A 26,196-nucleotide genomic window follows, 5' to 3' on the forward strand; every position below is an offset into this window, starting at 1 on the left:
CGGCGGCCGCCGTCGTCGCCGATGGATTCAGGCTCAGCCGGTCGCGCGGATCATCTCGCCCAGCACGTCCACGATCCGGTCGATGTGGCTGCGCTCCAGGATCAGCGGCGGCGACAGTGCGATCACATCGCCGGTGCAGCGCACCAGCAGCTGGCCGTCGCGGAAGCAGCGCTCGAATACCTCGTAGCCCCGTGCGCCCGGGGCATCCTTGCGCGGCATCAGCTCGACCGCGCCGATCAGGCCGAAGTTGCGGATGTCGATCACATGCGGCAGCCCGCGCAGGCTGTGCAGCCGCTCCTGCCAGTAGTCGCCCAGCTCGAGGGCACGCTCGAACAGATGCTCGTCGGCGTAGGTATCCAGGGCGGCCAGGGCGGCTGCACAGGCCAGCGGATGACCGGAATACGTATAGCCATGGAAGAACTCGATCGCGGCCGGCGGACCCTGCATGAAGGCACCGTGGATCGCATCGCTGGCCAGCACCGCCCCCATCGGCACTGCGCCGTTGGTCAGGCCCTTGGCCAGGGTCAGCAGATCCGGGGTGACCCCGAAGCGCTGCGCGGCGAAGGCATTGCCGACCCGGCCGAAACCGGTGATGACCTCATCGAACACCAGCAGGATGCCGTGCTGGTCGCAGATTTCGCGCAGGCGCTGCAGGTAGCCCGGCGCCGGCAGGATCACGCCGGCCGAGCCGGCGATCGGCTCGACGAACACCGCCGCGATGGTGGACGCATCGTGCAGGGCGATCAGCCGCTCCAGGTCCTCGGCCAGCTCGGCGCCGTGGCGCGGCAGGCCGGGACTGAAGGCATTGCGCTGCAGGTCGAGCGTGTGACGCAGGAAATCGCTGCCCGCCAGCAACGGCCCGAAGCTCTTGCGGTTGTTGGGCAGGCCGCCGATCGACAGGCCGCCGAAGCCGACGCCGTGATACGCCTTCTCGCGGCCGATGAAGCGCGTGCGGTGGCCCTCGCCGCGCAGGCGATGGTAGGCCAGCGCGATCTTCATCGCGGTGTCGACCGCTTCGGAACCCGAATTGGTGAAGAACGCATGGTTCAAGCTGCCCGGCGCCAGCGCGGCCAGGCGCTGGGCCAGCACGAAGGGCAGCGGCGAGCCCATCTGGAAGGGCGGCGCGAAATCCAGCGTGGCGGCCTGCTGCTGGATCGCCTGCACGATCCGGGGCCGCGCATGCCCCGCGTTGCAGCACCACAGCCCGGCCGCACCATCCAGGATCGGGCGGTCGTCGGCGTCGTGGTAGTACATGCCCTCGGCGCGGACCAGCAGGCGCGGGGAGGCCTTGAACTGGCGGTTGGCGGTGAACGGCATCCAATACGCATCCAGGTCTGCAGGCGCCTGGCTGGCCAGGGTCGACAACGACGATTCGGGACGAGGCATGAGGCACTCCGCAGGGTCGCGATGGTCACGACTTTATCGCACCCGCCTCACGTCATCCCGTGACGGCGGCGGGTATAACCGCCTTACCCGAATGACACCGCGACGATGACGCCCATGACCACCGCACGCACCCGTGACGACTGGCAGCGCCAGGCCGATGCACTGGCCTTCCAGGGTCAGGCCTTCATCGATGGACGGTATGTCGATGCCGCCAGCGGCGCGCGCTACGACTGCATCAGCCCGATCGACGGCCGCGTGCTGGTGCAGGTGGCCGACGCCGATACCGTGGATGTGGACCGTGCGGTCGCGGCGGCGCGGCGCAGTTTCGACGCAGGGGACTGGTCGCGGGCCGCACCGTCGCACCGCAAGCAGGTCCTGCTGCGGCTGGCCGATCTCGTTGAACGGCACGCCGACGAACTCGCGTTGCTGGAAACCCTCGACATGGGCAAGCCGGTGCGCGACGCGCGCCAGGGCGACCTGGCCGGGGTGCTGCGCTGCCTGCGCTGGACGGCCGAGGCGGTCGACAAGGTGTACGGCGAGGTCGCCCCGACGGCGCTGGACACGCTGGGCCTGATCACCCGCGAGCCGGTCGGCGTGGTCGCGGTGATCGTGCCGTGGAATTTCCCGCTGCTGATGGCGGCGTGGAAGATCGCGCCCGCCCTGGCGGCGGGTAACTCGATCGTGCTCAAACCGTCCGAACGGTCGCCGTTGAGCGCGATCCGCCTCGCCGCACTGGTCGCCGAAGCCGGGGTGCCCGACGGCGTGTTCAATGTGCTGCCGGGCCATGGCGAGCGCACCGGCGAACCGCTGGCGCTGCACATGGACGTGGATGCGCTGGCCTTCACCGGCTCCACCGCCGTGGGCCGCCGGTTGCTGCAGTGCGCGGGTAAATCGAATCTCAAGCGCACCTGGCTGGAGTGCGGTGGCAAGAGCCCGAACCTGGTGTTCGCCGACGCGCCGGATCTGGACAAGGCCGCGCAGGCCGCCGCCACCGCCATCTTCTACAACCAGGGCGAGGTGTGCACGGCAGGCTCGCGCCTGCTGGTCCAGCGCTCGATCAAGGATGCCTTCGTGGCGCGGGTGCTCGCACAGGGCCGGCACATGCAGCCGCAGCATCCGTTCGAGCCGGACGCCGCGATGGGCGCGCTGGTCGATGAGGCGCACGCGGGCCGCGTGCTGGACTACGTGGCACGCGGCGAGGCCGAGGGCGCGCGCCTGCTGCTGGGCGGCAAGCGGCGCGAGGTGGTGCCGGGCGGCAGCTATGTGGAGCCGACGGTATTCGATGACGTCGATCCGCAGCACACCATCGCCCGCGAGGAAATCTTCGGGCCGGTGCTGTCGGTGCTGACCTTCGACCATGAAGAGGACGCGTTGCGCATGGCGAACGACTCGGTCTATGGCCTGGCCGCCGGTGTGTGGACGCGCGACCTGGGGCGTGCGCACCGCGTGGCCCGCGGGCTGCGTGCGGGCAGTGTCTGGGTCAACCAATGGGACGGCGGCGACATGAGCGCGCCGTTCGGTGGCTACAAGCAGTCCGGCATCGGCCGCGACAAATCCCTGCACGCCTTCGACAAATACACCGAGCTCAAAGCAACCTGGATTCATCTGGGCGAATGAGTACCTCAGCAGTCCTGGCTGTGGCGGATCAGCGACTCGCGCAGCAGGTCGCGATCCATCTCGTCCACGGCGTTGCGCAGGTAATCGATCTGCTGCCGGGTGAGTCCGCACTGATCCACCATGTAGCCTGGCGGCCAGGCACCGATCATCTGGAAGATGCCCTGCACGATCTGCTCCGGCGTCATGCCGGCCTTCATGCGGAAGCGTTTGCGCCGGGGCTGGAATGCCGGATGGACGTCCCGGTCGCCCAGCACGTGCGGCACCAGTGACGCGGCGTCGATGCCGCTGCCGGTCAACGACGACGGCACGCTCAGGTCCAGCGGCACGGGCTCGGGCAGGGAATCCACGGCGGCGTGCGATGCGGGGCGGGGCGTAGCCGCGACGGGCGCACGCACGCGCCGCGGTGCCGCGGCCTGCGCCGGGGAGGGCAGGGCGGCCGTCGTGGGCGGGGGAACCGGTGCAGGCAACGGCGTCGGCAACCAGTACAGCGCCAGGCGCGCTTCATCAGCGGCAACACGGGGGGCCGGTGAACGCAGCAGCACGCCCAGCATCAGCCCGTGCATCACGATCACCACGGCGATGGCGGTCGGCTGTGTCCAGCGTGAGGCGGTGGCACTCTTCCTTGAGGCAGACATCCGTTACCGTCCTGGTGGGGTGACCGCGGTGAGACCGGGCGGTGCAGGGGAAGTTCCTGCCCGATGCGCAGGTCGCCGACCCGGTCACAGCCTGACAGTCTCGTCTGCAACCATCGCGGCAGGCCCGGGGTGGGCGTGGCAGAATCCGGCAGCTGCCTATTCCTGCGTACCCGATGTCCACACCTGCTGTCGCCCCTGTCGTGAACTCCCCCCGCCGCATCCTGCTGGCGAGCCTGATCGGCACCACCATCGAGTTTTTCGATTTCTACATCTACGCCACGGCGGCGGTGCTGGTGTTCCCGCACCTGTTCTTCCCGGAGAGCAGCGACGGGGCGGCGATGCTGCAGTCGCTGGCGACCTTCGCCGTCGCGTTCATCGCGCGGCCGGTCGGCTCGGCGGTGTTTGGCCACTATGGCGACCGCATCGGGCGCAAGGCCACCCTGGTGGCGGCGCTGCTCACGATGGGCATCTCGACCGTGGCGATCGGCCTGCTGCCCACGCATGCCAGCATCGGCCTGGTGGCGCCGGCGCTGCTGGCGCTGTGCCGGTTCGGCCAGGGCCTGGGACTGGGCGGGGAGTGGGGCGGCGCGGTGCTGCTGGCCACCGAGAACGCACCGCCCGGCAAACGGGCGTGGTATGGCATGTTCCCGCAGCTGGGCGCGCCGCTGGGCTTCCTGCTCTCGGCCGGCATCTTCCTGCTGCTGGGGCGCGCGATGAGCGAGGCCGACTTCCTGCAATGGGGGTGGCGCGTGCCGTTCCTGGCCAGCTCGCTGCTGGTCGGCATTGGCTTGTGGGTACGCCTGAACATCCACGAGACCCCGCAGTTCCAGGCCGCGCTGGACCGCAACGAACGGGTCAAGCTGCCGATGTTGACCGTGCTGCGCGAGCATCCACTGACTCTGGTGCTGGGCACCCTGGGGGCATTCGCCACCTTCGTGCTGTTCTACCTGATGACGGTGTTCACGCTGGGCCACGGCACCACCGTGCTGGGGTATTCGCGTGAGCAGTTCCTGCTGCTGCAGATGGTCGGCATCCTGTTCTTCGCGGCGGGCATTCCGATTTCCGCGCTGTACGGCGACCGCTGGGGCACGCGCCGCACCATGATCGTCGCCAGTGGCCTGATCCTCGCCTTCGGCGTGGTGTTCGCGCCGCTGTTCCAGGCGGGCAGCCCCTGGCTGGTGCTGGGCTTCCTGGCGCTGGGGCTGTTCCTGATGGGGCTGACGTATGGGCCCTGCGGCACCTTCCTGGCCGAGATCTATCCAGTCCAGGTGCGCTATACCGGCGCGTCCTTGTCGTTCAACCTGGCCGGCATCCTCGGTGCCGCACCGGCGCCGTACGTGGCCACCTGGCTGGCCGAACGCTATGGGCTGGTGGCGGTGGGCTACTACCTGTGCGTGACCGCGCTGATCACCATCGTGGCGCTGCTGGCGATGGGGCGGCGCGGGCGCTGATCAGCGGAAGAAGCGCTTCAGCGTGCGGCCCAGCCAGCTGCCCTGCTGGTGGTCGCGCGCGAACTGGTTGAGGTGCTGCTTGACCTGCGGCGCGTAGGCTTTGTCATCGCCACGGATGTGGTTGAACAGCCAGCGCGACAGCATGGTGCGCAGCTCTTCGGTGACGTCTTCGCCGGCCTGGAAGCGCAGCCGGTACTCGCCCACGCGCTTGCCGAAAATCTCGTGCACGCGCTTGTGCGCCGCGCAGAACGGGTAGCCGGCTTCCTCCATCAGTTCTTCTTCGAAGGCGAAGTGGGACATCGTGTAGTCCACCAGCTCGTCGATCACTTCGGCCACGGCCAGCCGCTCGAGGCTCTTCTGGGCGACGTGCAGGTGGTTGAGCATCTCCACGATGCGCATGTGCTGGTGATCGATGACATCGATGCCGATGTTCAGATCGTCCTGCCAGACCAGAAGTGCCATGGTGCGTTCCCCGCGCTGTTCAACTGGGGGCGACTCTAGGCAGTCGCGGCCGGGGCCGCGTTGATCTCGATCAAGGCGCCAGGGCGGGCTCGCGCTGGCGTGGGCCGGTGGCCACGGTGGCGCAGTGGACCCGGTTGCGGCCCCCCGCCTTGGCCAGGTACAGCTGCCGGTCGGCCTCGGAGATCAGCCGGTGCAGCGAATCGCGGTGCGGGCGCAGGCAGCACAGTCCGATGCTGACCGTCATGCGCAGGGTGGTATGGCCCAGGTCGACCTCCAGCGCGGCGATCGTCTGGCGCAGTTCGTCGAAGTAGACCAGCGCCGCCTCCTGGTCCAGGCCCGGCACCAGCAGGCAGAACTCCTCGCCACCGAAGCGCGCGACCAGGTCGTCCTGGCGGGCGTGCTGGGCGACCGCCGCCGCGACCGCGCGCAGCGCATCGTCACCTGCTTCGTGGCCATGGGTATCGTTGATGTGCTTGAAGTGGTCGATGTCGATCATCGCCACCGCGACCTGTTCACCGTCCAGGTGCAGCTGCGGAAGCTGGCGCTGGCTCTGCTCCAGGAAACACCGGCGGTTGGGCAGGCCGGTCAGGAAATCACGGGTGGCCAGGTCCTGCAGGGTGCCGATCAGCTCGAGCTGATCGACGTTCTGCGAGACGCGGCAGAAGAACTCTTCGCGCGAGAAGGGCTTGCGCAGGAAGTCGTTGGCGCCGTTCTTGAGGAAACGCGGGATCAGCGATGGATCGGTGTTGCCGGAAATGCCGATCACCGCCAGTTTGTCGCGCGAGCGCATGGTGCGCAGGCGGCGGGTGAACTCCACGCCCTCCATGCCGGGCATTTCCTGGTCGACCACGGCCAGCCGGATCGCCGGATGGGCCTCGATCGCCTTGAGCCCCTCGGCACCGTCGGCGGCCTCGTAGACGTCGTGCCCGTACATGCGCAGCAGCGAGGCGGCGTACATCCGCGCCGACATCGAGTCGTCCACTACCAGGGCGGCGATGCGCCGGTTGCGCTCCAGCCGCTGCACCAGCCACACCAGGTAGTCGATGCTGCCGGGCGTGTTCTTGAGTACGTAATCGATGATCTGCTGCTGCAGTACGCGCTTGCGCAGGTCTTCGTCGTAGACGCCGCTGACCACCACCGTGGGCAGCCCGCGCGACAGGAAGTAATCGACCACGGTGTCGCGGTCGCCATCGGCCAGGACCAGCCCGGTCAGGACCAGGAACCAGCCATGTTCCTCATCGAGCAGCCGCCCGGCTTCGGCCAGGCTGGTCGCCACCGAGACCGGCAGCTCCAGCCGCTGCTCGATCGCCTCGCCCAGCATGCTGGTGAACGTGCGCGAGTTTTCCACCAGCAGGATCCGCTGGGGCAGGGCATCACCGGGGTCGCTGAGGACAGCGCCCTGCAACAGTGCCGGCATGAGGCGTACGCTCGGTTCCGAGTGGGTCGGGACAGATAGCGGCGGTTTCACACGCAACTTTAGGTCGACGCGCGGCGGCCGCTACGCGGCGCAAATGGCTGAATCGCGTCTACGCGGGATCACCACAACGCATCGCGCAGCTTGTACCAGGACATCGCCGCGACCAGCAGCGGCGTCCGCAGCATGCGCCCGCCGGGGAAGGGCCGGTGCGGGATGCGTTCGAACACATCCAGGCGCTCGGCCTGCCCGGCGATGGCCTCGGCCAGGACCTGGCCGGCGAGCCCGGCTGCCGCCACGCCGTGGCCCGAGAAGCCCTGCGCGAAATAGACATTCGGGGTCAGCCGGCCCCAATGCGGGGCGCGGTTGCGGGTGATGTCGACATAGCCACCCCAGACGTACTCCAGTTCCACATCGGCCAGCTGCGGGAACACCGCGCGCATGCGCCGGGTCATGACCCCGCGCAGGCCGGGTGGGGGCAGGGCGGAATAGCTGGCCTGGCCGCCGAACAGCAGGCGGTGGTCGCGGCTCAGCCGGAAATAGTCCAGTGCCCAGCTGACATCGGCCACGGCCATGTCGTTGCGGATCAGCGACTGCGCGCGTGCCTGGCCCAGCACCGTACTGGCGCCGATATACGTACCCACCGGCATGATCCGCGATTCCAGCTCCGGCGCGATGCCTTCCAGCCACGCGTTGCCGGCGATCACCACATGGTCGGCCGTCACCGTGCCGTGCGCGGTGCGCAGTTGCGGCCGCGCCCCTCGGATCAGCTGCAGGACCGGCGACTGTTCGTGGATCACCGCCCCGGCCCCCTCGGCCGCGCGCGCCAGGCCTTGCGCATAGGCCAGCGGATGCAGGTGGCCGCTGTGGGGATCGAACATGGCCCCCCGGTAGCGCGGGCTGTCCAGCTGTCCGCGCAACTGCGCGCGGTCCCACCACTCCAGGGGATAGTCGTAGCGCTGGGCCAGATCGATCAGCCCGGCACGCAGCATGCGTTCCTGGCGGGGTTTGATCGGCACGCTGGCATGGCCGTCACGCCAGTCGCAGTCGATCTGGTGGCGGGCGATGCGGTCGCGCAGCAGGCGCATGCCGTCGCGTGAAAACGCGAACAGCGCCCGCGCGTCCTCGGCGCCGACCAGATGCTCCAGCGTATCCACTTCGCAGCCGTAGCCGACGATGGCCTGGCCGCCGTTGCGGCCGGAGGCGCCCCAGCCGACACGATGGGCCTCCAGCAGCACGACGCGATAGCCGCGCTCGGCCAGGGTCAGGGCGGCGGACAGCCCGGTGTAGCCGGCGCCGAGCACGCAGACATCGGCGTTCAGGTCGCCGGCCAGCGGCGCACGCAGTGGCGTGCCAGGCACGCTGTCGGCGTACCAGCTCGGCGCGTGCGCTTCGCCGGCGGCGGTCACGCCGGGCACCGGCGGAAAAAGGTGAGGACGACAATCATGGACAGAGGATGCCAGCAACCGACGCGCGGAACAGTACGCAGTCTGTCGCAGCCTTTGCCGCCGGCATGTGATGGGTCGTGCTTCGCCAGCGCGGCCGCGTGTTGCGCGGGGTCTGCGCGCAGGGGTAACGTGGCCGCAGGTCATCCGAGCATGACGCATGGTCTCGCCCCCCTGGGTCGGCCTGCCCACCGACAGCGCGATGCTGGGCCATCACCGCTTCGCGGCGGCGGGTGAAAAGTACCTCCGCGCGCTGGTCAAGGCGGCCGGCGTCACGCCGGTGCTGCTGCCCAGCCTGCAGCCGCCGTTGCCGGCCGCGGATTGGCTGGATCGCCTGCAGGGCGTGCTGCTGACCGGCGCGGTGAGCAACATCGAGCCGCATCTGTATGCCGGGCCGCCCAGTTGGCCGGGCAACCGCCATGATCCGGCCCGTGATGCGAACGCTCTGTCGCTCCTGCACGAAGCGCTGGCGCGCGACCTGCCGGTGCTGGCGATCTGTCGCGGTTTCCAGGAGTTGAACGTCGCCCTGGGCGGCAGCCTGCATCCGCGTGTGCACGAGGTGCCGGGGCTGAGCGATCATCGTGAAGATCCGGACGCGCCCGTCGAGGTGCAGTATGGTCCTGCACATGACATCCGGCTGTCCGACGGCGGTTGGCTGGCCGGTTGGGCCGGGGCATCGTCGGCGCGGGTCAATTCCGTGCACGGGCAGGGCATCGATCGCTTGGCCGAGGGGCTGCAGATCGAGGCCGTCGCCGAGGACGGCCTGATCGAGGCCGCGCGCAGCACCACGCATCGTTTCGTGCTCGGGGTGCAGTGGCATCCGGAGTGGCGGGTGGCCGACAATCCGTTCTATCACAGTATTTTCCATGCCTTCGGCGATGCTTGTCGCCGCAACTCCCTTACAGCAGACCGGTCATGACCACCCGAACGCGTTCGCGCAAAGCCGCCGCCCCCAAGCCTGTTCCGCAGGAGAGCACGCTGCTGCGCTGGCTCAAGGACCGGCGGATCACCGAGGTGGAGTGCCTGGTGCCGGATATCACCGGCAATGCCCGCGGCAAGATCATTCCGGCCGACAAGTTCTCCCACGATTACGGCACGCGCCTGCCGGAAGGCATCTTCGCCACCACGGTCACCGGCGAATTCCCGGACGACTACTACGAGCTGACCTCCCCCTCGGATTCGGACATGATCCTGCGCCCGGACGCGGACACCGTCCGAATGGTGCCGTGGGCGACTGATCCGACCGCGCAGGTCATCCATGACTGTTTCACCAAGACCGGCGAGCCGCATGAGCTGGCCCCGCGCAACGTGCTGCGTCGCGTCCTCAATGCCTATGCCGAACTGGGCCTGCGCCCGGTGGTGGCACCAGAGCTGGAGTTCTTCCTGGTCCAGAAGAACACCGATCCGGACTTCCCGCTGCTGCCGCCGGCCGGCCGCTCCGGGCGACCGGAGACGGCGCGCCAGTCCTACTCCATCGATGCGGTCAACGAGTTCGATCCGATCCTCGATCTGATGTACGACTACTGCGATGCGATGAAGCTGGACGTGGACACGCTGATCCACGAATCCGGCGCGGCGCAGCTGGAGGTCAACTTCACCCACGCCAACGCGATGGACCTGGCCGACCAGGTGTTCCTGTTCAAGCGCACCATGCGCGAATCGGCGATGCGCCACGGCATCTATGCCACGTTCCTGGCCAAGCCGATGGAGAACGAGCCGGGCAGTGCGATGCACATCCACCAGAGCCTGCTGAAGATCAGCGATGGCAGCAATGTGTTCACCGGCGAGCATGGCGGTGAGGATTTCAGCCCGCTGTTCGGCCACTACCTGGCCGGCCTGCAGAAATACGTGCCGGCCGCGATGGCGTTCTTCGCGCCGAACGTCAACTCCTACCGCCGGTTGATGTTCGGCGAAGTCTCGCCCAGCAACGTGCACTGGGGCTTCGACAACCGCACCTGCGGGCTGCGGGTGCCGCTGGACACGCCGGAGAACATGCGGGTGGAAAGCCGGTTCGCCGGTTCGGACGCCAACCCCTACCTCGCGATCGCCGCGACCCTGGCCGCCGGGCTGCTCGGCATCCGCGAGCAGGGCTCGCCGACCGCGCCGATCAGCGGCAGCGCCAAGGAGCTCGGCTACGACCTGCCGCGCTCGCTGGGCGAGGCGCTGGACGGGCTGGAAGGCTGCCCGGAGCTGCGCGAGATGCTCGGCGAGCGCTTCTGCCGCGCCTATGTGTCGGTCAAGCGCAAGGAATACGAGACCTTCTTCCGGGTGATCAGCTCCTGGGAGCGCGAGTTCCTGCTGCTCAACGTCTGACCCCAGGCACCCCATCCGGCATGGCCGTGAGGGCCGTGTGCTGGGAAAATGGGGACATGCCCGGTAGGCTGGCCCCCGTTGCGCCGGTCTGGCCGGTTCCCCCCAACTCGCACCTGACCTGTGGAGAGTCCGATGAAGCTGCGAATCCTCACCCTCGGCATTGCCGTATCCGTGCTGACCGCCTGTGGCGGCGGTGACAAGCAGGACGACGCCAAGGTGCTGAACGTCTACAACTACAGCGATTACATCGCGGAAGACACCATCCCGAATTTCGAGAAGGCCACCGGCACCAAGGTGACCTATGACGTGTTCGACAGCGATGAGATGGTCGAAACCAAGCTGCTGGCCGGCAACAGCGGGTACGACGTGGTCGTGCCGACGCTGAACTTCTTCGGCCGCCAGATCAAGGCCGGCGTGTTCCTGCCGCTGGACAAGAGCAGGATCCCGAACCTGGCCAATCTCGATCCGAGCGTGATGAAGCGTATCGCGCAGCAGGATCCCGGCAACGAATACGGCGTGCCGTACATGATCGGCACCACCGGCATCGGCTACAACGTGGAGCTGCTCAAGCAGCGCTTCGGTGGCAGCACCGAGATCGCCAACAGCTGGGACCTGATCTTCAAGCCCGAAAACATCGCCAAGATGAAGGACTGCGGGATCACGATCCTGGATACGCCGTCGGACATGATCCCGATCGCGCTGCATTACCTGGGCGAGGATCCGCACAGCCAGGATCCGGCCACGCTGGAGAAGGCCGCCGCGCTGCTCAAGACCATCCGCCCGTACGTGCAGAACTTCCACTCCTCGCAGTACGTGGGCTCGCTGGCCAACGGCGGTACCTGCCTGGTCGTGGGCTGGTCCGGTGACATCATCCAGGCCCGTGACCGCGCGGCCGAGGCCTCCAACGGCGTGACCGTGGCGTACTCGATCCCGCGCGAAGGCGCCCCGCAGTGGTTCGACATGCTGGCCATCCCCAAGGATGCCAAGCACCCGGAGGCCGCCTATGCCTTCATCAATTACCTGCTGGAGCCGAAGGTCGCCGCGGCCAACACCAACTTCATCCACTACGCCAACCCGGTGACCACGGCCACGCCGCTGGTGGACGAAGCGATCCGTACCGACCCGACCATCTACCCGCCGGCCGATGTGGCGGCGAAGATGTTCACCTATTCGATCAACACGCCCGAGGTCGACAAGCTCTATACCCGGCTGTGGACCGAGGTGAAGACCGGGCGCTGACGTTGGTGGCTAACGGGGTGCGTCCTTTCTCTTGTGCGAGGACGCCTATCTGTGCCGAATCCGACGACGGCTTGTTCGAATCTTGAGCCGTGGAGAGGGGCGTTATTCTTCCGAAAATGCGTTCTTGGCAAAGTACTCCAGTCCATATGAGTGCTCTGCGGCAAGATCTCGATCGGTTCTCGCTAAATCGCTTGCTTCAGACGGTAGCGCGAAGTTGGCATCGTAATCGTCCGTCCCTTTCGCCAGAAAATCGTCAAAATGAGAAATCTCATGATAGATGGTTACTGCTTTTGAGCCGCTCTCGCTATGTACGTCATTTGGCAGTGAGAAGAAGTTTGGGCAGTAGTTGATCAGGTAGTTGATGCCTGGGGTCGTCCACGCATTGACTCGGTTGACGATTTCAGTGGGGCACTCGCAAGATGGTTGTTGCAGCATTCCAAATCTTGTGGCGGTTGCACCGATAATTTCACGTACTGTGATGTTTACGGGATTGACAATGTTTGGGTTGCCATGGATGCCAAACCAACTCGTGTATCTTGGGGTCTGTCTGAAGGTGGCTATTATCGAAGTTTCGGTCTCTTCAAAGCCGTAGAGCGAATCAAGATAGCTTTTTGCATCAGCTGCGAGCTTTCGCGCCACTGGCATGGCTTCGTTGATCACGCGAAGCTTATCTGGTGCGCACCTTGTTGCAGCCGAAGTGATTTTACGTGCTTGTCCTGATTGCGGTGTCGCTCTTGATTCCCCTTTCGGGGCAACAATGTCGATGAAGGGAGCGGGCGCGTAAATGTAATTTCTCGCCCCCTCTTGACGGGGTGTCGTTGAGGTGGACTTGTTTTCTTGGTAGCGTACGCCGGGCGGCGAAATGCGATACGTCATGCCGGAGCGGAGATCATAACTTGCAGAGATATCAATGGTTACTGTTTTGTTTTCTCCGGGGGCCAGTACCACAACCTCTCTGCGTGCGTCCTGTGTCAGGTTGACATTTATTCCTCGGTAAGCTGGCGTGGTTCCATCGATGGCTCTAATTTGGAACGAGTCGCTCAAAAGGCGGCCATCTTTTAGCGTGTTTGGAATGCTGTTGAAGGGGATCGAAACGGAACTGGATCCTTTGTTTTCATAGACTATCGTAAGCTTGGCGTGCTCGGCGCCAACAGAGCGCTCCTGCTGGACGCCGATCAACACTTCTGCGTTTGCCTGGGTCGTTGCTGCAGCGAGCAGGATGGGGAGTAGGATCTTTCTCAAGTTTCGCATGGAGGCCTTCCTTGGGATTGAGTTTGCCTCCGTCGTTTTGCACGATTTCAGAATATTAGTCAAATCTATTTCTTAATTTTGTGAATTTGCTGGTCATTCTGGGCGGGATGCTTTAGTCGGTGTTTTTCGCTTTCGTTCCTTCGGCACGGTTGTTTCTATTTTTCGGCGGACTCCTTTGTTCTTTGGGTTTGTCATATTTCAGGGCCTTTGCCTGTCCGATTCCCGCGCGGCGTCTGGCTGCTGGGGCGGATGATTTCTCTGTTGCCTACAAGCGCTTAGGAGTACGTCCCGTCCCCTCGCGTCATGGATATCAGCGTTAAAATGACCTGGCCTGTAGCCCATTCCTCTGGAGTTCCTTATGCCCCTTGACGCTCAGTTGGAGCTCGCCTCCATAGCGCCCACTGACGAACCGGGCTACCTGTCCATCCGCGCGCTGCGCAAGGAGTTCGACGGCTTCGTCGCGCTCGATGACGTCACCCTGGACGTGCGCAAGGGCGAAATCTTCGCGCTGCTCGGTGGCTCCGGCAGCGGAAAATCCACGCTGCTGCGCTGCCTCGGCGGGTTCGAGACACCGACCCAGGGCACCATCGACCTGGACGACCAGCGCATCAACGCGCTGCCGCCGTACCAGCGCCCGATCAACATGATGTTCCAGTCCTATGCGTTGTTTCCGCACATGACGGTGGAGCAGAACATCGCCTTCGGCCTGAAGCAGGACGGCATGGCCCGCGATGCGATCAACCGCCGCGTCGGCGAAATGCTGGAGCTGGTGCAGCTGGGCAAGCTGGCCAAGCGCAAACCGCACCAGCTGTCCGGCGGCCAGCAGCAGCGCGTGGCGCTGGCGCGGTCGCTGGCCAAGGGTCCGAAGCTGCTGTTGCTGGATGAGCCGATGGGCGCGCTCGACAAGAAGCTGCGCTCGCAGATGCAGCTGGAGCTGGTCAACATCATCGAGACCACCGGGGTGACCTGCGTGATGGTCACCCACGATCAGGAAGAGGCCATGACCATGGCCACCCGGATCGCGGTGATGGACGCCGGCTGGATCCAGCAGGTCGGCAAGCCGGATGAAATCTACGAGCAGCCGGCCAACCGCTTCGTGGCCGAGTTCATCGGCTCGGTGAACCTGTTCGATGGCGTGCTGGACGAAGACCTGCCGGAGTACGTCACCGTGCGCACGCCGCTGTTCCCCGCGCCGATCTACGTCGCCCACGGCATCACCGGCTACGAAGGCCAGCCGGTGGCGTTCGCGCTGCGCCCGGAGAAGGTGATGATCGGCAAGGACGAGCCGGCCGGCGACACCAACAAGGCCCAGGGCGTGATCGAGGAGATCGCCTATTTCGGCAGTCACTCGGTGTTCCATGTGCGCCTGCCGAGCGGGGCCAAGGTGCTGTCCAACTTCGCCAACTCGCAGCGCTGGGCCAGCGATGGCCTGACCTGGGGTGACACCGTGTGGGTGCACTGGCGCGACAACGACGGCGTGGTGCTGACCTCATGAGCGCGACCGGCTGGAAGCGCTGGCTCCCGGGCACGCGCGCCGGCGTGATCGCCGCGCCGTACCTGTGGCTGCTGCTGTTCTTCGCGGTGCCGTTCGTGATCATCCTGATGATCTCCTTCGCGCGCACCCAGGTCGGCTCGCCGCCGTACACCTGGCTGCTGGAGTACGTGGACGGCGCCTTCTCGCTCAAGCTCAACCTCGGCAGCTACGCCGCCCTGGTCAAGGACAACCAGTATCTGCTGGCCTACCTGAGCTCGATCAAGATCGCGGTGATCTCGACCCTGCTCACCCTGCTGATCGGCTACCCGATGGCCTACGTGATCTCGCGGATGAGTCCGGCCGCGCGCAACGTGGCGATGATGCTGGTGGTGCTGCCCTCGTGGACCTCGTTCCTGATCCGCGTGTATGCCTGGATCGGCATCCTCGACCGCAACGGCCTGCTCAACCAGCTGCTGCTCAAGATCGGCGTGATCGATGCGCCGCTGCAGATCCTGTACACCCCGACTGCGGCCTACATCGGCATCGTGTACTGCTATCTGCCGTTCATGGTGCTGCCGCTGTACGCCAACCTGGTCAAGCTGGACAACCGCCTGCTCGAAGCCGCCTACGATTTGGGCGCCAAGCCGTGGCAGGCCTTCCTGCGGATCACGTTGCCGCTGTCGCGCACCGGCATCATCGCCGGCTGCATGCTGGTGATGATTCCGGCCGTGGGTGAATTCGTGATCCCGGAAATGCTGGGCGGGCCGGACACGCTGATGATCGGGCGCGTGCTGTGGGGCGAGTTCTTCAACAACCGCGACTGGCCGACGGCCTCGGCGGTGGCGATCGTGATGCTGGCCCTGCTGCTGGTGCCGATCCTGCTGTTCAACCGCATGCAGCAGCGCGAGCTGGAAGGAAAGCTGGCATGAGCATGGTACGCAGCAACCGCTGGCTGGGCTGGAGCCTGCTCGGGCTCGGCTTCGCCTTCCTGTACCTGCCGATCCTGCTGTTGATGGTGTACTCCTTCAACGCCTCCAAGCTGGCCACGGTCTGGTCGGGTTTCTCCACACGCTGGTACGGCGAACTGTTCAACAACCGGCAGATCCTGGATGCGCTCTGGATCAGCCTCAAGGTCGCGTTCTGGACCGCCTGTGCGGCCACCGTGCTCGGCACGATGGCGGCGATGGTGATGACCCGCATGCGCCGCTTCCCGGGCAAGACGCTGTTCGGAGCGTTGATCACCGCGCCGCTGGTGATGCCGGAAGTGATCCTGGGCTTCTCGCTGATGACGCTGCTGGTGGCGATGGGCGGCATCCCGGGCTTTCCCAGCCGCGGCGTGACCAGCATCTGGATCGCGCATGTCACCTTCACGTTGTCCTTCGTGACCGTCGTGGTGTCCTCGCGCCTGCAGGAGCTGGACCGCTCGCTGGAAGAGGCCGCGATGGATCTCGGCGCGAGCCGGCTGAAGGTGTTCTTCCAGATCACCCTGCCGATCATCGCACCGGCGCTGGTGGCCGGCTGGCTGCTGGCATTCACGCTGTCGCTGGATGACGTGGTGATCGCCAGCTTCGTGGCGGGGCCGAACTCGACCACCCTGCCGATGAAGGTGTTCTCCTCGGTGCGGATGGGCATCAAGCCCGAGATCAATGCGCTGGCCACGCTGATGGTGCTGGCGGTGTCGATCGCGGCGGTGATCGGGTGGTACATCACCGCGCGCACGGAGAAGCGTCGCCAGCGCGACATGCAGATGGCGCTGCAGGACCCCGGCTGAACGTCGTCCCGATCCGGCAACATCCGGATCACGTGGCCGGGCGCACACTGCGGGTCTGACTTTCGGAGACCCGCGATGACCACTGACATCATCAATCCCGCGACCGGCCAGGTCACGTATCGCCATGAACTGCTCACCGCCAAAGAGGTCGAGCAGCGCCTGGCCGCTGCCGCCGAGGCGTTCCCGGCCTGGGCCGCGCGCTCGCTGCAGGAGCGCGGGGCGATCCTGCGTGCCATCGCCGCCCAGCTGCGCCAGCGCAAGGGCGACATCCAGCAGGCGATGACCACCGAGATGGGCAAGCTCAAGGGGGAGGCGCTGGGCGAGATCGAGAAGTGCGCCGAGGCCTGCGAGTTCTACGCCGACCACGCGGCCGATTACCTCAAGCCGCAGCTGATCGATACCGAAGCCCAGCGCAGTTACGTGCGCTACGAGCCGATCGGCTGCGTGTTCGCGGTGATGCCGTGGAATTTCCCGATCTGGCAGGTGTTCCGTTTCCTCGCCCCGGCATTCATGGCCGGCAACGTGGCACTGCTCAAGCACGCCAGCAACGTGCCGCAGTGCGCGGACCTGATCCTGGCCGTATGTCGCGACGGCGGCCTGCCCGAGGGCGTGTTCGATGTGCTGCACATCGACAACGACCAGGCGGCCGAGGTGCTGCGTGACAAGCGGATCAAGGCGGTCACCCTGACCGGCAGCGAACGCGCCGGGCGCTCCATCGCGGCCAATGCCGGTGACCAGCTCAAGAAGTGCGTGATGGAACTGGGCGGCAGCGACGCGTTCGTGGTGCTGGCCGACGCCGATCTCGAGAAGACGGTCGCCGCCGCGGTGAAGTCACGCTTCGACAACAGCGGCCAGACCTGCATCGCGGCCAAGCGCTTCATCGTGGTCGATGCGATCGCCGATGCGTTCGTGGAAAAGTTCGTTGCCGCGGCAGGCAGGCGCGTCTACGGCGATCCGCAGGACGAGACCACCACGCTGGCGCCGATGGCACGCGCGGACCTGCGCGACGAGCTGCACAAGCAGGTGCAGGACAGCATCGCCAAGGGCGCCACGCTGCTGCTCGGTGGCGAGCCGGTGGCCGGCTCGCACGCGGGCTACCCGGCGACCATCCTGGACAACGTCACCCCCGGCATGCCGGCCTATGACGAAGAGTTGTTCGGACCGGCCGCCGCGATCCTGCGGGTCAGCGACGAGGCAGAGGCACTGCGCGTGGCCAACGACACCAGCTTCGGGCTGGGCGGCAGCGTCTGGACCACCGATCCGGTGCGCGGTGAAGCGATTGCCCAGCAGCTGGAATGTGGTGCCGCCTTCGTCAACGCCATCGTCAAGAGCGACGTGCGCCTGCCGTTCGGCGGCAGCAAGCGCTCCGGCTTCGGCCGCGAACTGGCCGAGCACGGCATCCATGAGTTCATGAACATCAAGACGATTTACGTGGCCTGATGCCACCGATCGGGGTAGGAGCCGACCGGTGGTCGGCTCACCGCCCTGGCGGCCAACGGTCGCCGCCGTAGCGACCAACGGTCGCAATCGTAGCGACCAACGGTCGCTACCTACCTACAGCCAGCGGGCGCGCTTGAACAGGCGGTACAGGCCCACGCACACCGCGCCCACGCCGATGATCATGGCGGGGTAGGCCCAGGGCTTGTCCAGTTCGGGCATGTGGGTGAAGTTCATGCCGTACCAGCTGGTGATCAGGGTCGGGGCGGCCAGCAGCGCCGCCCACGCACCCAGACGCTTGACCGTCTCGCCCTGGGCCAGGGTCACCAGCGACAGGTTCACGCTCAGCGCGGTGCCCAGCATCTCGCGCAGGGTGTCGATCACATCGCTGATCCGCACCGCGTGGTCGTGCACGTCGCGCAGGTACAGCTTCACTTCGTCCGGCACCAGGTCGCCCTGGTAGCGCTTGATCTGCGAGAGCATGTCCTGCAGCGGCGCGACTGCCATGCGCATCTTGTTGAGCTCGCGCTTGAGCTCGTACAGGCGCACCACGGTATGGCGCTTGTAGTTGTCGGAGAAGATGTCCTTCTCCAGCAGCTCCAGCGTGTCGCGGTAGCGCTGGGTGATCGGCAGGTAGTTGTCGACCACGAAATCCAGCACCGCATACAGGCAGTACGACGGCCCCATCGTGCGCAGCAGCTCCGGCTCGCGCTCGACGCGGGCGCGGGGTGCCGCGTAGGATAGCGAGGCGCCATGGCGCACCGTGACCAGGAAACGCGGCCCGAGGAAGGCATGCGTCTCGCCGTACTGGATGCGCTCGTCGACCATCTGCGCGGTGGTCACCACCACGAACAGCGAGTTGCCGTACGCCTCGACCTTGGGCCGCTGATGCGCGTTGCGCGCGTCCTCGATGGCCAGCGAATGCAGGCAGAACTCTTCCTGCAGCTTCAGCAGCACGCTGTCGTGGGACTCGTAGAGTCCCACCCAGACGAAGCCGTTGTCGCTGGCGATCACATCGCTGATCGCATCCAGGCTGATGTCGTGGCGTTTGCCCTGGTCATCGTAGTGAACGCAGTTGATGACGCAGGCGGGATTTTCGGGTGTGACGGTATCCATGGCGGGCATCGTGCGTCAGCGGCCCGTGACGGGCGGGTCACGGCGGGCCAGCACCCACGCCAGCGCCACGTGGATCGGCAGCAGCAGCACGATCCACTGCAGGTTGTACTGCGCCTGCAGCGTGAGCCAATGCAGCACCAGGCCCAGCAGCGAGAGGCCAGTGACCGCCCACAGCACCATCCGGAACCACGCACGCGGCACGCGGCCGCGCAGCAGGGCGATCGCGCCGGGCAGGAGTAGCAGGCACAGCGGCGAGAGCTGCAGCAGGTTGCGGTTGGCCCAGGCGGCCTGGTGCGCGCTGAAGCCCCACAGGTAGGTCAGCAGGGCGCCGCCGATGCCGCAGAACAGCCAGAACGGCAGCGCCAGGCCGCCAAGCAGGCGGCGCCGACGGCGCAGGGCGACCACACCCGCAGCGGCGATCAGGCCGCACAGCAGCCAGGGCCACCAGCGCCGGGGCGACTCGGCCGGCTCCGGGGCGATCCGGTGCGGCAGCAGTTCCTGCTCGGCCTGTACCAGCGGGCGACCTTCGCTGTTGCGCGCCTGGCGCAGCGCATCGGCCAGACGCATTGGCACGAACGCTTCCTGCCAGCGCGACAGCGGCTGGTCGGCGAACGGGCCCAGGCCGATATCGAAGCCCAGCCACATCCACGGCGACGGCGACGCCAGGCGCACCGATTCACTGCGGTATGTGTTGCCGCGCGAGCGCCCGGACAGCTGCGAATGCAGCCCGCCGCCGAGCGCACCATCAATCGCATCGCGGACCATGGTCGCGCAGTTGGCGGTGTAGTAATCGTAGTGGTAGCGCGCGTTTTCCGGCTTGGCGCGCTCGGCCAGCGAGGCGGCCAGGGCATGCGCCTGGTCAGGCGTCAGGTCGAGCCACTGCACGCTCGCGCCGCGACCGCTCTCCTGGTAGTACGACAGGTCCTGCCCGAGGGGCAGTGCGACCAGGTAATACATCATGTCGCCGCGCACGAAGTTGCCGATGAAATCGGATTCGCTCGGGTCGAAGTAACCGAAGTTGTAGGAGGTGGCGTCGCCGGTGACCGGATCGACCACGACCAGGGCGTCATGCCCGAAGCGTTCGAAGAAGATCTCGCCCGGCTGCATGGTGACCACGCCGATGCGCGGGGCCGCGGCGACGGAGGCCGGGGCATCACTGACCGGCGCGGCATCCTGCGCGGCCAGCGCCCCGAAGGGCAGGCTGGCCATCGCCATCAGCGACAACACGAACAACAGGCGGCACAGCGACCACCGATTCAAAGGGGGCCGCATGGCGTGGGTCAATCCTCGTTGTGGGTGTCAGGCGGCAGTACGGTCACGTGGAACGCCTGCACGCGGCGGGCATCGGCACGCGCGACCCGGAACACGAAGCGGTCCAGGGTGAGTTCGTCGCCGGTTTCCGGCAGGTGCCCGATCGCCTCGGTGACCAGGCCACCGATGGTGTCGTAATCATCATCGGGGAACGTGGCGCCGAAACGCTCGTTGAAATCCTCGATCGCGGTCAGCGCGTCGACCACGTACTGGCCGTCGGCCTGGATTGCGATCTGCGAGGTGTGGTCCTCGGCCTCGTCGTGCTCGTCGTCGATCTCACCGACGATCTGCTCCAGCACGTCCTCGATGGTGACCAGCCCGGCGACACCGCCGTACTCATCGACCACGATGGCCATGTGGTTGCGCGAGAGCCGGAATTCCTTGAGCAGCACGTTGAGCTTCTTGGCCTCGGGGATCAGCACCGCCGGGCGCAGCAGCTCGCGGATGTTGGCCGGCCCGTTGTCGGCGACCACGCCGCGCAGCAGGTCCTTGGCCAGCAGGATGCCGAGGATGTCGTCCTTGTTGTCGCCGTGCACCGGGAAGCGCGAATGGCCGGATTCGACCACCTGCTTCATCAGTTCAAGGAAGGGGGCTTCGACCGGCAGGGAGACCATCTGCGAGCGCGAGATCATCACGTCGCCGACGGTGAGCTCGGCCACCGCGATGGCACCTTCCATCATCCGCAGCGTGTCGGCGGCGATCAGGCCGTCTTCGTGCGCGGTGTGCAGGACCGCCACCAGCTCGTCGCGGGTGTGGGGTTCGCCGGAGAAGGCAGAGGTCAGGCGTTCGAGCCAGCTGCGCTTCTTTTCATTGTGCTCCTGGGTGGAGCTACTACTGTCGTCTTCAGACATCTCTGGAAAAAAAGGCACCCGGCGTGCCGGGCGTTGGATTTAGTCTATCAGGATGCGGGCGCCTGTCAGCGGCCTGCCGAGGGGGGATTCACGCCCGGCCCGGGGCCCGGGGCGGCGGCCGGGGGCGGGGTCTCCTCTTCCGGCGGCAGGTCCAGGCTGTAGGTACAGCCGGCCAGGGTCTTGCCGGGGTGGGACTTGACCGTGGACAGGCTCAGGATCACGGACTCGATCAGGGCCTCGCCGGTACGCGGGTCGGTGACGTCGCGGCTGACCAGCTCGCGGCCGGCCATGAACTTCTCCGGGGTATCCACGCCGTCTTCCAGGGCCAGGCGCTTGGCCAGCGGGCGCGGATCGGCCAGGTCCAGGATCGCCATGATGCTGGCCCCGGCCACCGTGATGTACTCGGCACGCTCGCCGAAGACCGTGATCGGCGCGGCCAGGCGGAATTCGGTCATGAACTGGTTGGTCTGCGGCAACGGCTGCAGACCGTTGGCGACCGCCTTGAGCGGGTCCGCCACGGCCGGGGCGACGGCATCGTAATCGCTCACGCTCTTGCGGCATTCAATCAAAGCGGGCAGGTCCAGCGTCGCCGCGTCGGCAAACGCCGGGGCAGGCAGCAGGCCGAGCAGGCCCAGGCAGGCAAATCGCAACGGGGTCATCGGAACAGGTCCATCAACAGAGGCGCTCAGCGCTCGCCGGCATACGGATCGGCAATGCCCAGTTCGGCCAGGATGTCACGCTCCAGCTGTTCCATGGCATCGGCCTCCTTCTCGTCCTCATGGTCCCAGCCGAGCAGATGCAGCACGCCGTGCACGGTCAGGTGCGCGTAATGGGCGTTGAGCGCCTTGCCCTGTTCGTCCGCCTCGCGGGCGACCACCGGGGCGCAGATCACCAGATCGCCGAGCAGGGGGAACTTGACGCCCTTGGGCAGGCCCTCCGGCAGTTCGGCCGGGAAGCTGAGCACGTTGGTGGCGTAATCCTTGCCGCGGTAATGGCGGTTAAGGGACTGGCCTTCCTTGGCGTCGACCAGGCGGATCGCCAGGTCGGCCTCGCGGATGCGGCCCTTCAGGGCCGCGGCAACCCACTTGCGGAAGCTCACCGCCGACGGCAGGCCGGCGCGGGGCAGAGCGTAGTTGATCGCGACGTCCAGTCGCACGGGACCACGGGTCATGGGGTTGCTCCGGGTTGGACCTGCTGCAGATCGCGGCGGTCGTAGGCGCCGACGATACGGGCCACCAGCGGATGCCGGACCACGTCGCGCGCTTCGAAGAAGGTGAAGCTCACGCCCTCCACGTCACGCAGCACATCGATCGCATCGCGCAGGCCCGATTTCACGTGCTTGGGCAGATCGGTCTGGGTGAGGTCGCCGGTGACCACCGCCGTGGAGCCGAAGCCCAGCCGGGTCAGGAACATCTTCATCTGCTCGACCGTGGTGTTCTGCGCTTCGTCCAGGATCACGTACGCATCGTTGAGCGTGCGCCCGCGCATGTAGGCCAGCGGCGCGATCTCGATGACGTTCTTTTCCAGCAGCTTGAGCACTTTTTCCACGCCGAGCATTTCATACAGCGCGTCGTACAGCGGGCGCAGGTACGGGTCGACCTTCTGGCTCAGGTCGCCGGGCAGGAAGCCGAGCTTCTCGCCGGCCTCCACCGCGGGGCGGACCAGGATCAGGCGCTGCACGCGCGCTTCGTTGAGCGCTTCGACCGCGCTGGCCACGGCCAGGAACGTCTTGCCGGTACCGGCCGGGCCGATGCCGAAATTGATGTCGTGGGTGGTGATCTGGTGCAGGTAGCGCGCCTGGTTGGCGCCGCGGCCGCGCACCGTGCCGCGCTTGACCTTGATCGCCACGTCCTGGGCCTCGTAGGCACGCTCGACCACATGCTCCACGTTGGCCTGGTTTAGCCGCAGGTGGATGGCATGGCTGTCGAAGACCACGTCGCCGGCCTCGGCGTACAGCGCTTCGATCAGGGCTTGCGCATCGGCGACCACGGCCTTGGGGCCGGTCACGCGGAAGACGTGGCCACGGTTGGCGATTTCCACGCCGAGTTTGAGTTCCACCTGGCGGAGATGTTCGTCGAACGGGCCGGCCATGTTGGCTAGGCGTTCGTTGTCTTCCGGGGTGAGGGTGAAGTCGCGTTGTGCGAGTGCGGTCATTGCGTCCGGCGGCCGCCGGTCCAGCCGACCGGGCCGCAAGCAGGGAAAGGGAGAACAGGGTAGCGCGGGTATCGGGCGGCCGCTACTTTTCCACACCGCCTGTGCAACGCCGGTGCAGCAACCTGTGGGTAGCGCTCGCCAGCCCTTGTGCGGCAACGGGTTCGATCGGGCGGTCAAAAAAGCGTCAACGATGCGTGCGTCGTGGCCCGGTCATCCACATCCCCTGTGGGTGGGCACGGGAGAAAGGTGTGGATAAGCCGCTTCACCCCAATGCTGCCAATGGCCGCGAGCACGTGATCATTTCATGACCAGTGCGCGCGGCGCGCGGCTCAGTCGGCGGTCACCATCCGCGCACGCAGCGAATTGCTGTACGCCTCGGTGATCACCACATCGACGAACTGGCCGATCAGGCGTGGGTGCCCCGGGAAATTCACCGAGCGCATGTTCTCGCTCTTGCCGGTCAGCTCGTTCGGGTTGCGCTTGGACGGACCTTCCACCAGCACGGTCTGCACGGTGCCGACCATCTTCTCGGAGATGGCCGCGGCCTGCTCGTTGATCCGGGCCTGCAGGCGCGACAGGCGCGCGTGCTTTTCCGCATCGGGGGTGGTGTCTTCCAGATCGGCGGCGGGCGTACCCGGCCGGCGTGAATAGATGAACGAGAAACTCTGGTCGAAGCCCACGTCCTCGATCAGCTTCATGGTCTTCTCGAACTCGGCGTCGGTTTCGCCGGGGAAACCCACGATGAAATCCGAGCTGATCGAGATGTCCGGGCGCACCGCGCGCAGCTTGCGGATCTTGGACTTGAACTCCAGCGCGGTGTAGCCGCGCTTCATCGCCGACAGCACGCGATCGCTGCCGGCCTGCACCGGCAGGTGCAGGAAGTTGGCCAGCTGCGGCACATCGCGGTACGCGTCGATCAGCGAGTCGCTGAACTCCAGCGGATGCGAGGTGGTGAAGCGGATCCGGCCCACGCCGTCGATCTCGGCGATGGTGCGGATCAGCAGCCCCAGGTCGGCGAACTCGCCGTCGCCATACGGGCCGCGGTAGGCGTTGACGTTCTGCCCCAGCAGGTTGATTTCCAGTACGCCCTGGGCGGCCAGCTGCGCGACTTCCACCACCACGTCCTCGAACGGGCGGCTGACCTCGGTGCCACGGGTGTAGGGCACCACGCAGAACGAGCAGTACTTCGAGCAGCCTTCCATGATCGAGACGAACGCGGAGGCACCCTCGGCGCGCGGTTCGGGCAGGGCGTCGAACTTCTCGATTTCCGGGAAGCTGATGTCCACCTGCGACTTGCCCGATTCACGGCGCTGGCGGATCAGCTCCGGCAGGCGGTGCAGGGTCTGCGGGCCGAACACCAGGTCCACGTGCGGCGCGCGCTTGATGATCGCGTCGCCTTCCTGCGAGGCCACGCAGCCGCCGACACCGATGATCACGCCGCGGCCGTTGTTCTTCAGTGCCTTCCAGTAACCGAGCTGGCTGAACACCTTCTCCTGGGCCTTCTCGCGGATCGAGCAGGTGTTCATCAGCAACACATCGGCCTCGGCCGGGTCGTCGGTGAGCTCGAGTCCTTCCGAGGCGGCGAGCACGTCGGCCATCTTGGTCGAGTCGTACTCGTTCATCTGGCAACCGTGGGTCTTGATGTACAGCTTGCCGCGCACCGGTCCGGTCACCTGCGGCCTGGCGCCGGGCAGGGGGAGCAGGTCGGGGCGGGGGGCGGTGCTGGCAGGAGCAGAGGCAGGCAGGGTAGAACCGGCCGAAGTCGGCGCGGTCGAAGCTGGCGTCCCGGTCATGGCGCTTATTCCAGTCGGGTGGGCGGGCAGGCAGCCGGATGGCTGCGGTGAGCAGGCCATTGTAGCCGGGTCGGGCTCCCCCCTTGGCAATCCCCGGCGAATTGGGGACACTCCCGCTCATGAAGGGGATGTTGGGGATCGCTGCGCTGGCCTTGGCTGCGCTGACCGCTATGCCGGCCAGTGCGGGCACGCTGTACAAGTGTGTCGGCAGCGACGGCATTCCGAGCTACGTGAGCAAGCGTGTGAGCGGGGCCAGCTGCAGCGTGATCAGCAGCTACCGGCCGGACCGCAGCGCGCCTCGCCGGGCCCTGCCGCCGCCGCCCGCGCCGGGCCCGGCGGCCCCGATCGCCAGCATGACGCCGGCGCCAGCCCCCGTCCGGGCCGACAGCGTCACCTCCGCCACCGCGATCACGCCCGCCCCGGCTCCGGCCACGGCCACGGCGCTGACCGCACCGTCCGCTGCCACCGGCAAGGCGGGGAAGGTGCGCAGTGGCCAGCTTTACTCCTATATGAAGGACGGCGTGCGCCACTACACCAGCGCACGCCCGGCCGGCGTCGCCAGCCTGGGCCAGGTCCGCACCATCCACTACAGCTTCATCGAGCGCTGCTACGCCTGCGGGGCCAATCCGGCGGTCAACTTTGGCTCGGTACGGCTCAACACGACGGCCTACCAGAGCGAGATCGCCGCCGCGGCCCGCGAGTTCGGGGTGGAGGAAGCGGTGGTCCGCGCGATCATCCACGCCGAGTCGGCCTACAACCCGACCGCGCTCAGCCGTGCCGGCGCGCAGGGGCTGATGCAGCTGATGCCGCCGACCGCGCGCCGCTTCGGCGTCAGCGACTCCTTCAATGCCTCGCAGAACATCCGCGGCGGCGTGCAGTATCTGTCCTGGCTGCTCAAGCGCTTCAATGGCGATCTCACGCTGGCCGCGGCGGGCTACAACGCGGGCGAGGGCGCGGTCGACCGCCACGGCGGCGTGCCGCCCTACAGCGAGACCCAGTATTACGTGAAGCGGGTGGGCCTGTTGGCCGACCGCTATCGCGGCGCGGTGGCCAGCCATCAATAACCCATGGCGCCG

Annotated in this window: 23 protein-coding genes; 10 read left to right on the plus strand and 13 right to left on the minus strand. The window is 66.6% G+C overall.

Annotation, left to right across the window (positions count from 1 at the left end):
• Positions 1-33: 33 nt before the first annotated feature.
• Complete coding sequence (locus tag ABE424_RS02530; protein ID WP_346490765.1) at positions 34-1,386, minus strand: aspartate aminotransferase family protein; 1,353 nt, start codon at positions 1,384-1,386, stop codon at positions 34-36.
• Between the two features lie 114 nt (positions 1,387-1,500).
• Here ABE424_RS02530 and ABE424_RS02535 point away from each other — a divergent pair, with 114 nt between their 5' ends.
• On the plus strand, positions 1,501-3,003 hold the full coding sequence (locus ABE424_RS02535; protein ID WP_346490766.1) for an aldehyde dehydrogenase: 1,503 nt from the start codon (positions 1,501-1,503) through the stop codon (positions 3,001-3,003).
• Positions 3,004-3,008: 5 nt separating this feature from the next.
• Here ABE424_RS02535 and ABE424_RS02540 read toward each other — a convergent pair whose 3' ends face one another.
• Entirely contained in the window at positions 3,009-3,638 is a 630-nt protein-coding gene (locus ABE424_RS02540; protein ID WP_346490767.1) for a hypothetical protein, read from the minus strand.
• A gap of 173 nt (positions 3,639-3,811) precedes the next feature.
• On the opposite strand from ABE424_RS02540, the gene ABE424_RS02545 reads away from it, so the two are divergent.
• Positions 3,812-5,089, plus strand: a complete 1,278-nt coding sequence (locus tag ABE424_RS02545; protein WP_176989555.1) for an MFS transporter — start codon at positions 3,812-3,814, stop codon at positions 5,087-5,089.
• Here the strand turns inward: ABE424_RS02545 and ABE424_RS02550 are convergent, their stop codons facing one another.
• The 3 genes from ABE424_RS02550 to ABE424_RS02560 all read right to left on the minus strand — a co-directional run bounded on the left by ABE424_RS02550 (position 5,090) and on the right by ABE424_RS02560 (position 8,374).
• Entirely contained in the window at positions 5,090-5,551 is a 462-nt protein-coding gene (locus ABE424_RS02550; protein WP_346478557.1) for a bacteriohemerythrin, read from the minus strand.
• Positions 5,552-5,621: 70 nt separating this feature from the next.
• Positions 5,622-6,968, minus strand: coding sequence for a diguanylate cyclase (locus tag ABE424_RS02555; protein ID WP_346490768.1), 1,347 nt, complete (start codon positions 6,966-6,968; stop codon positions 5,622-5,624).
• A gap of 119 nt (positions 6,969-7,087) precedes the next feature.
• Complete coding sequence (locus tag ABE424_RS02560) at positions 7,088-8,374, minus strand: FAD-binding oxidoreductase (protein WP_346490769.1); 1,287 nt, start codon at positions 8,372-8,374, stop codon at positions 7,088-7,090.
• Between the two features lie 196 nt (positions 8,375-8,570).
• Here ABE424_RS02560 and ABE424_RS02565 point away from each other — a divergent pair, with 196 nt between their 5' ends.
• From ABE424_RS02565 to ABE424_RS02575, 3 genes are all read left to right on the plus strand, one after another.
• Positions 8,571-9,329 (plus strand): gamma-glutamyl-gamma-aminobutyrate hydrolase family protein, encoded by a 759-nt coding sequence (locus ABE424_RS02565; protein WP_346490770.1) that lies wholly within the window; start codon positions 8,571-8,573, stop codon positions 9,327-9,329.
• Complete coding sequence (locus tag ABE424_RS02570; protein ID WP_176989561.1) at positions 9,326-10,723, plus strand: glutamine synthetase family protein; 1,398 nt, start codon at positions 9,326-9,328, stop codon at positions 10,721-10,723. Before ABE424_RS02565 ends, ABE424_RS02570 begins: the two co-directional genes overlap by 4 nt.
• A 132-nt stretch (positions 10,724-10,855) precedes the next feature.
• Positions 10,856-11,962, plus strand: a complete 1,107-nt coding sequence (locus tag ABE424_RS02575; RefSeq protein ID WP_102789220.1) for a polyamine ABC transporter substrate-binding protein — start codon at positions 10,856-10,858, stop codon at positions 11,960-11,962.
• Positions 11,963-12,064: 102 nt separating this feature from the next.
• Here the strand turns inward: ABE424_RS02575 and ABE424_RS02580 are convergent, their stop codons facing one another.
• Complete coding sequence (locus ABE424_RS02580; RefSeq protein ID WP_346478562.1) at positions 12,065-13,213, minus strand: M35 family metallo-endopeptidase; 1,149 nt, start codon at positions 13,211-13,213, stop codon at positions 12,065-12,067.
• A gap of 358 nt (positions 13,214-13,571) precedes the next feature.
• Between ABE424_RS02580 and potA the strand changes: the two genes are divergently transcribed.
• From potA to ABE424_RS02600, 4 genes are all read left to right on the plus strand, one after another.
• Positions 13,572-14,708, plus strand: coding sequence for a polyamine ABC transporter ATP-binding protein (gene potA / locus ABE424_RS02585; protein WP_346490771.1), 1,137 nt, complete (start codon positions 13,572-13,574; stop codon positions 14,706-14,708).
• Positions 14,705-15,616, plus strand: coding sequence for an ABC transporter permease subunit (locus ABE424_RS02590; protein ID WP_176989562.1), 912 nt, complete (start codon positions 14,705-14,707; stop codon positions 15,614-15,616). The genes potA and ABE424_RS02590 overlap by 4 nt, the downstream gene beginning before the upstream one ends.
• Positions 15,613-16,458 (plus strand): ABC transporter permease subunit, encoded by an 846-nt coding sequence (locus ABE424_RS02595; protein ID WP_176989563.1) that lies wholly within the window; start codon positions 15,613-15,615, stop codon positions 16,456-16,458. The genes ABE424_RS02590 and ABE424_RS02595 overlap by 4 nt, the downstream gene beginning before the upstream one ends.
• Before the next feature lie 75 nt (positions 16,459-16,533).
• Entirely contained in the window at positions 16,534-17,898 is a 1,365-nt protein-coding gene (locus ABE424_RS02600; protein ID WP_346490772.1) for an NAD-dependent succinate-semialdehyde dehydrogenase, read from the plus strand.
• 114 nt (positions 17,899-18,012) lie between these two features.
• On the opposite strand, the gene ABE424_RS02605 is transcribed toward ABE424_RS02600, so the two are convergent.
• From ABE424_RS02605 to miaB, 7 genes are all read right to left on the minus strand, one after another.
• A complete protein-coding gene (locus ABE424_RS02605) occupies positions 18,013-19,011 on the minus strand; it encodes a magnesium and cobalt transport protein CorA (protein WP_346490773.1) in 999 nt (332 codons plus the stop codon).
• Between the two features lie 15 nt (positions 19,012-19,026).
• Entirely contained in the window at positions 19,027-20,283 is a 1,257-nt protein-coding gene (locus tag ABE424_RS02610; RefSeq protein WP_346490774.1) for a DUF4105 domain-containing protein, read from the minus strand.
• A gap of 8 nt (positions 20,284-20,291) precedes the next feature.
• Positions 20,292-21,173: a transporter associated domain-containing protein gene (locus tag ABE424_RS02615; protein ID WP_176989567.1), complete on the minus strand. Its 882-nt coding sequence runs from the start codon at positions 21,171-21,173 to the stop codon at positions 20,292-20,294.
• 65 nt (positions 21,174-21,238) lie between these two features.
• Positions 21,239-21,832, minus strand: coding sequence for a hypothetical protein (locus tag ABE424_RS02620; protein ID WP_346490775.1), 594 nt, complete (start codon positions 21,830-21,832; stop codon positions 21,239-21,241).
• A gap of 26 nt (positions 21,833-21,858) precedes the next feature.
• Positions 21,859-22,344 carry an rRNA maturation RNase YbeY gene (ybeY, locus tag ABE424_RS02625; protein WP_019185849.1) on the minus strand — a complete coding sequence of 162 codons (486 nt, stop codon included), beginning with the start codon at positions 22,342-22,344 and terminating at the stop codon, positions 21,859-21,861.
• Positions 22,341-23,327, minus strand: coding sequence for a PhoH family protein (locus tag ABE424_RS02630; RefSeq protein WP_346488797.1), 987 nt, complete (start codon positions 23,325-23,327; stop codon positions 22,341-22,343). Before ABE424_RS02630 ends, ybeY begins: the two co-directional genes overlap by 4 nt.
• A gap of 329 nt (positions 23,328-23,656) precedes the next feature.
• The gene (gene miaB / locus ABE424_RS02635) at positions 23,657-25,120 is read right to left on the minus strand and encodes a tRNA (N6-isopentenyl adenosine(37)-C2)-methylthiotransferase MiaB (protein ID WP_346490776.1); all 1,464 of its coding nucleotides are present in this window, start codon (positions 25,118-25,120) and stop codon (positions 23,657-23,659) included.
• Between the two features lie 119 nt (positions 25,121-25,239).
• On the opposite strand from miaB, the gene ABE424_RS02640 reads away from it, so the two are divergent.
• Positions 25,240-26,184 (plus strand): lytic transglycosylase domain-containing protein, encoded by a 945-nt coding sequence (locus tag ABE424_RS02640; RefSeq protein WP_346490777.1) that lies wholly within the window; start codon positions 25,240-25,242, stop codon positions 26,182-26,184.
• Positions 26,185-26,196: the final 12 nt, after the last annotated feature.

The organism is Stenotrophomonas sp. TWI1149, from assembly GCF_039673155.1.
GTDB lineage: Bacteria > Pseudomonadota > Gammaproteobacteria > Xanthomonadales > Xanthomonadaceae > Stenotrophomonas > Stenotrophomonas maltophilia_AA.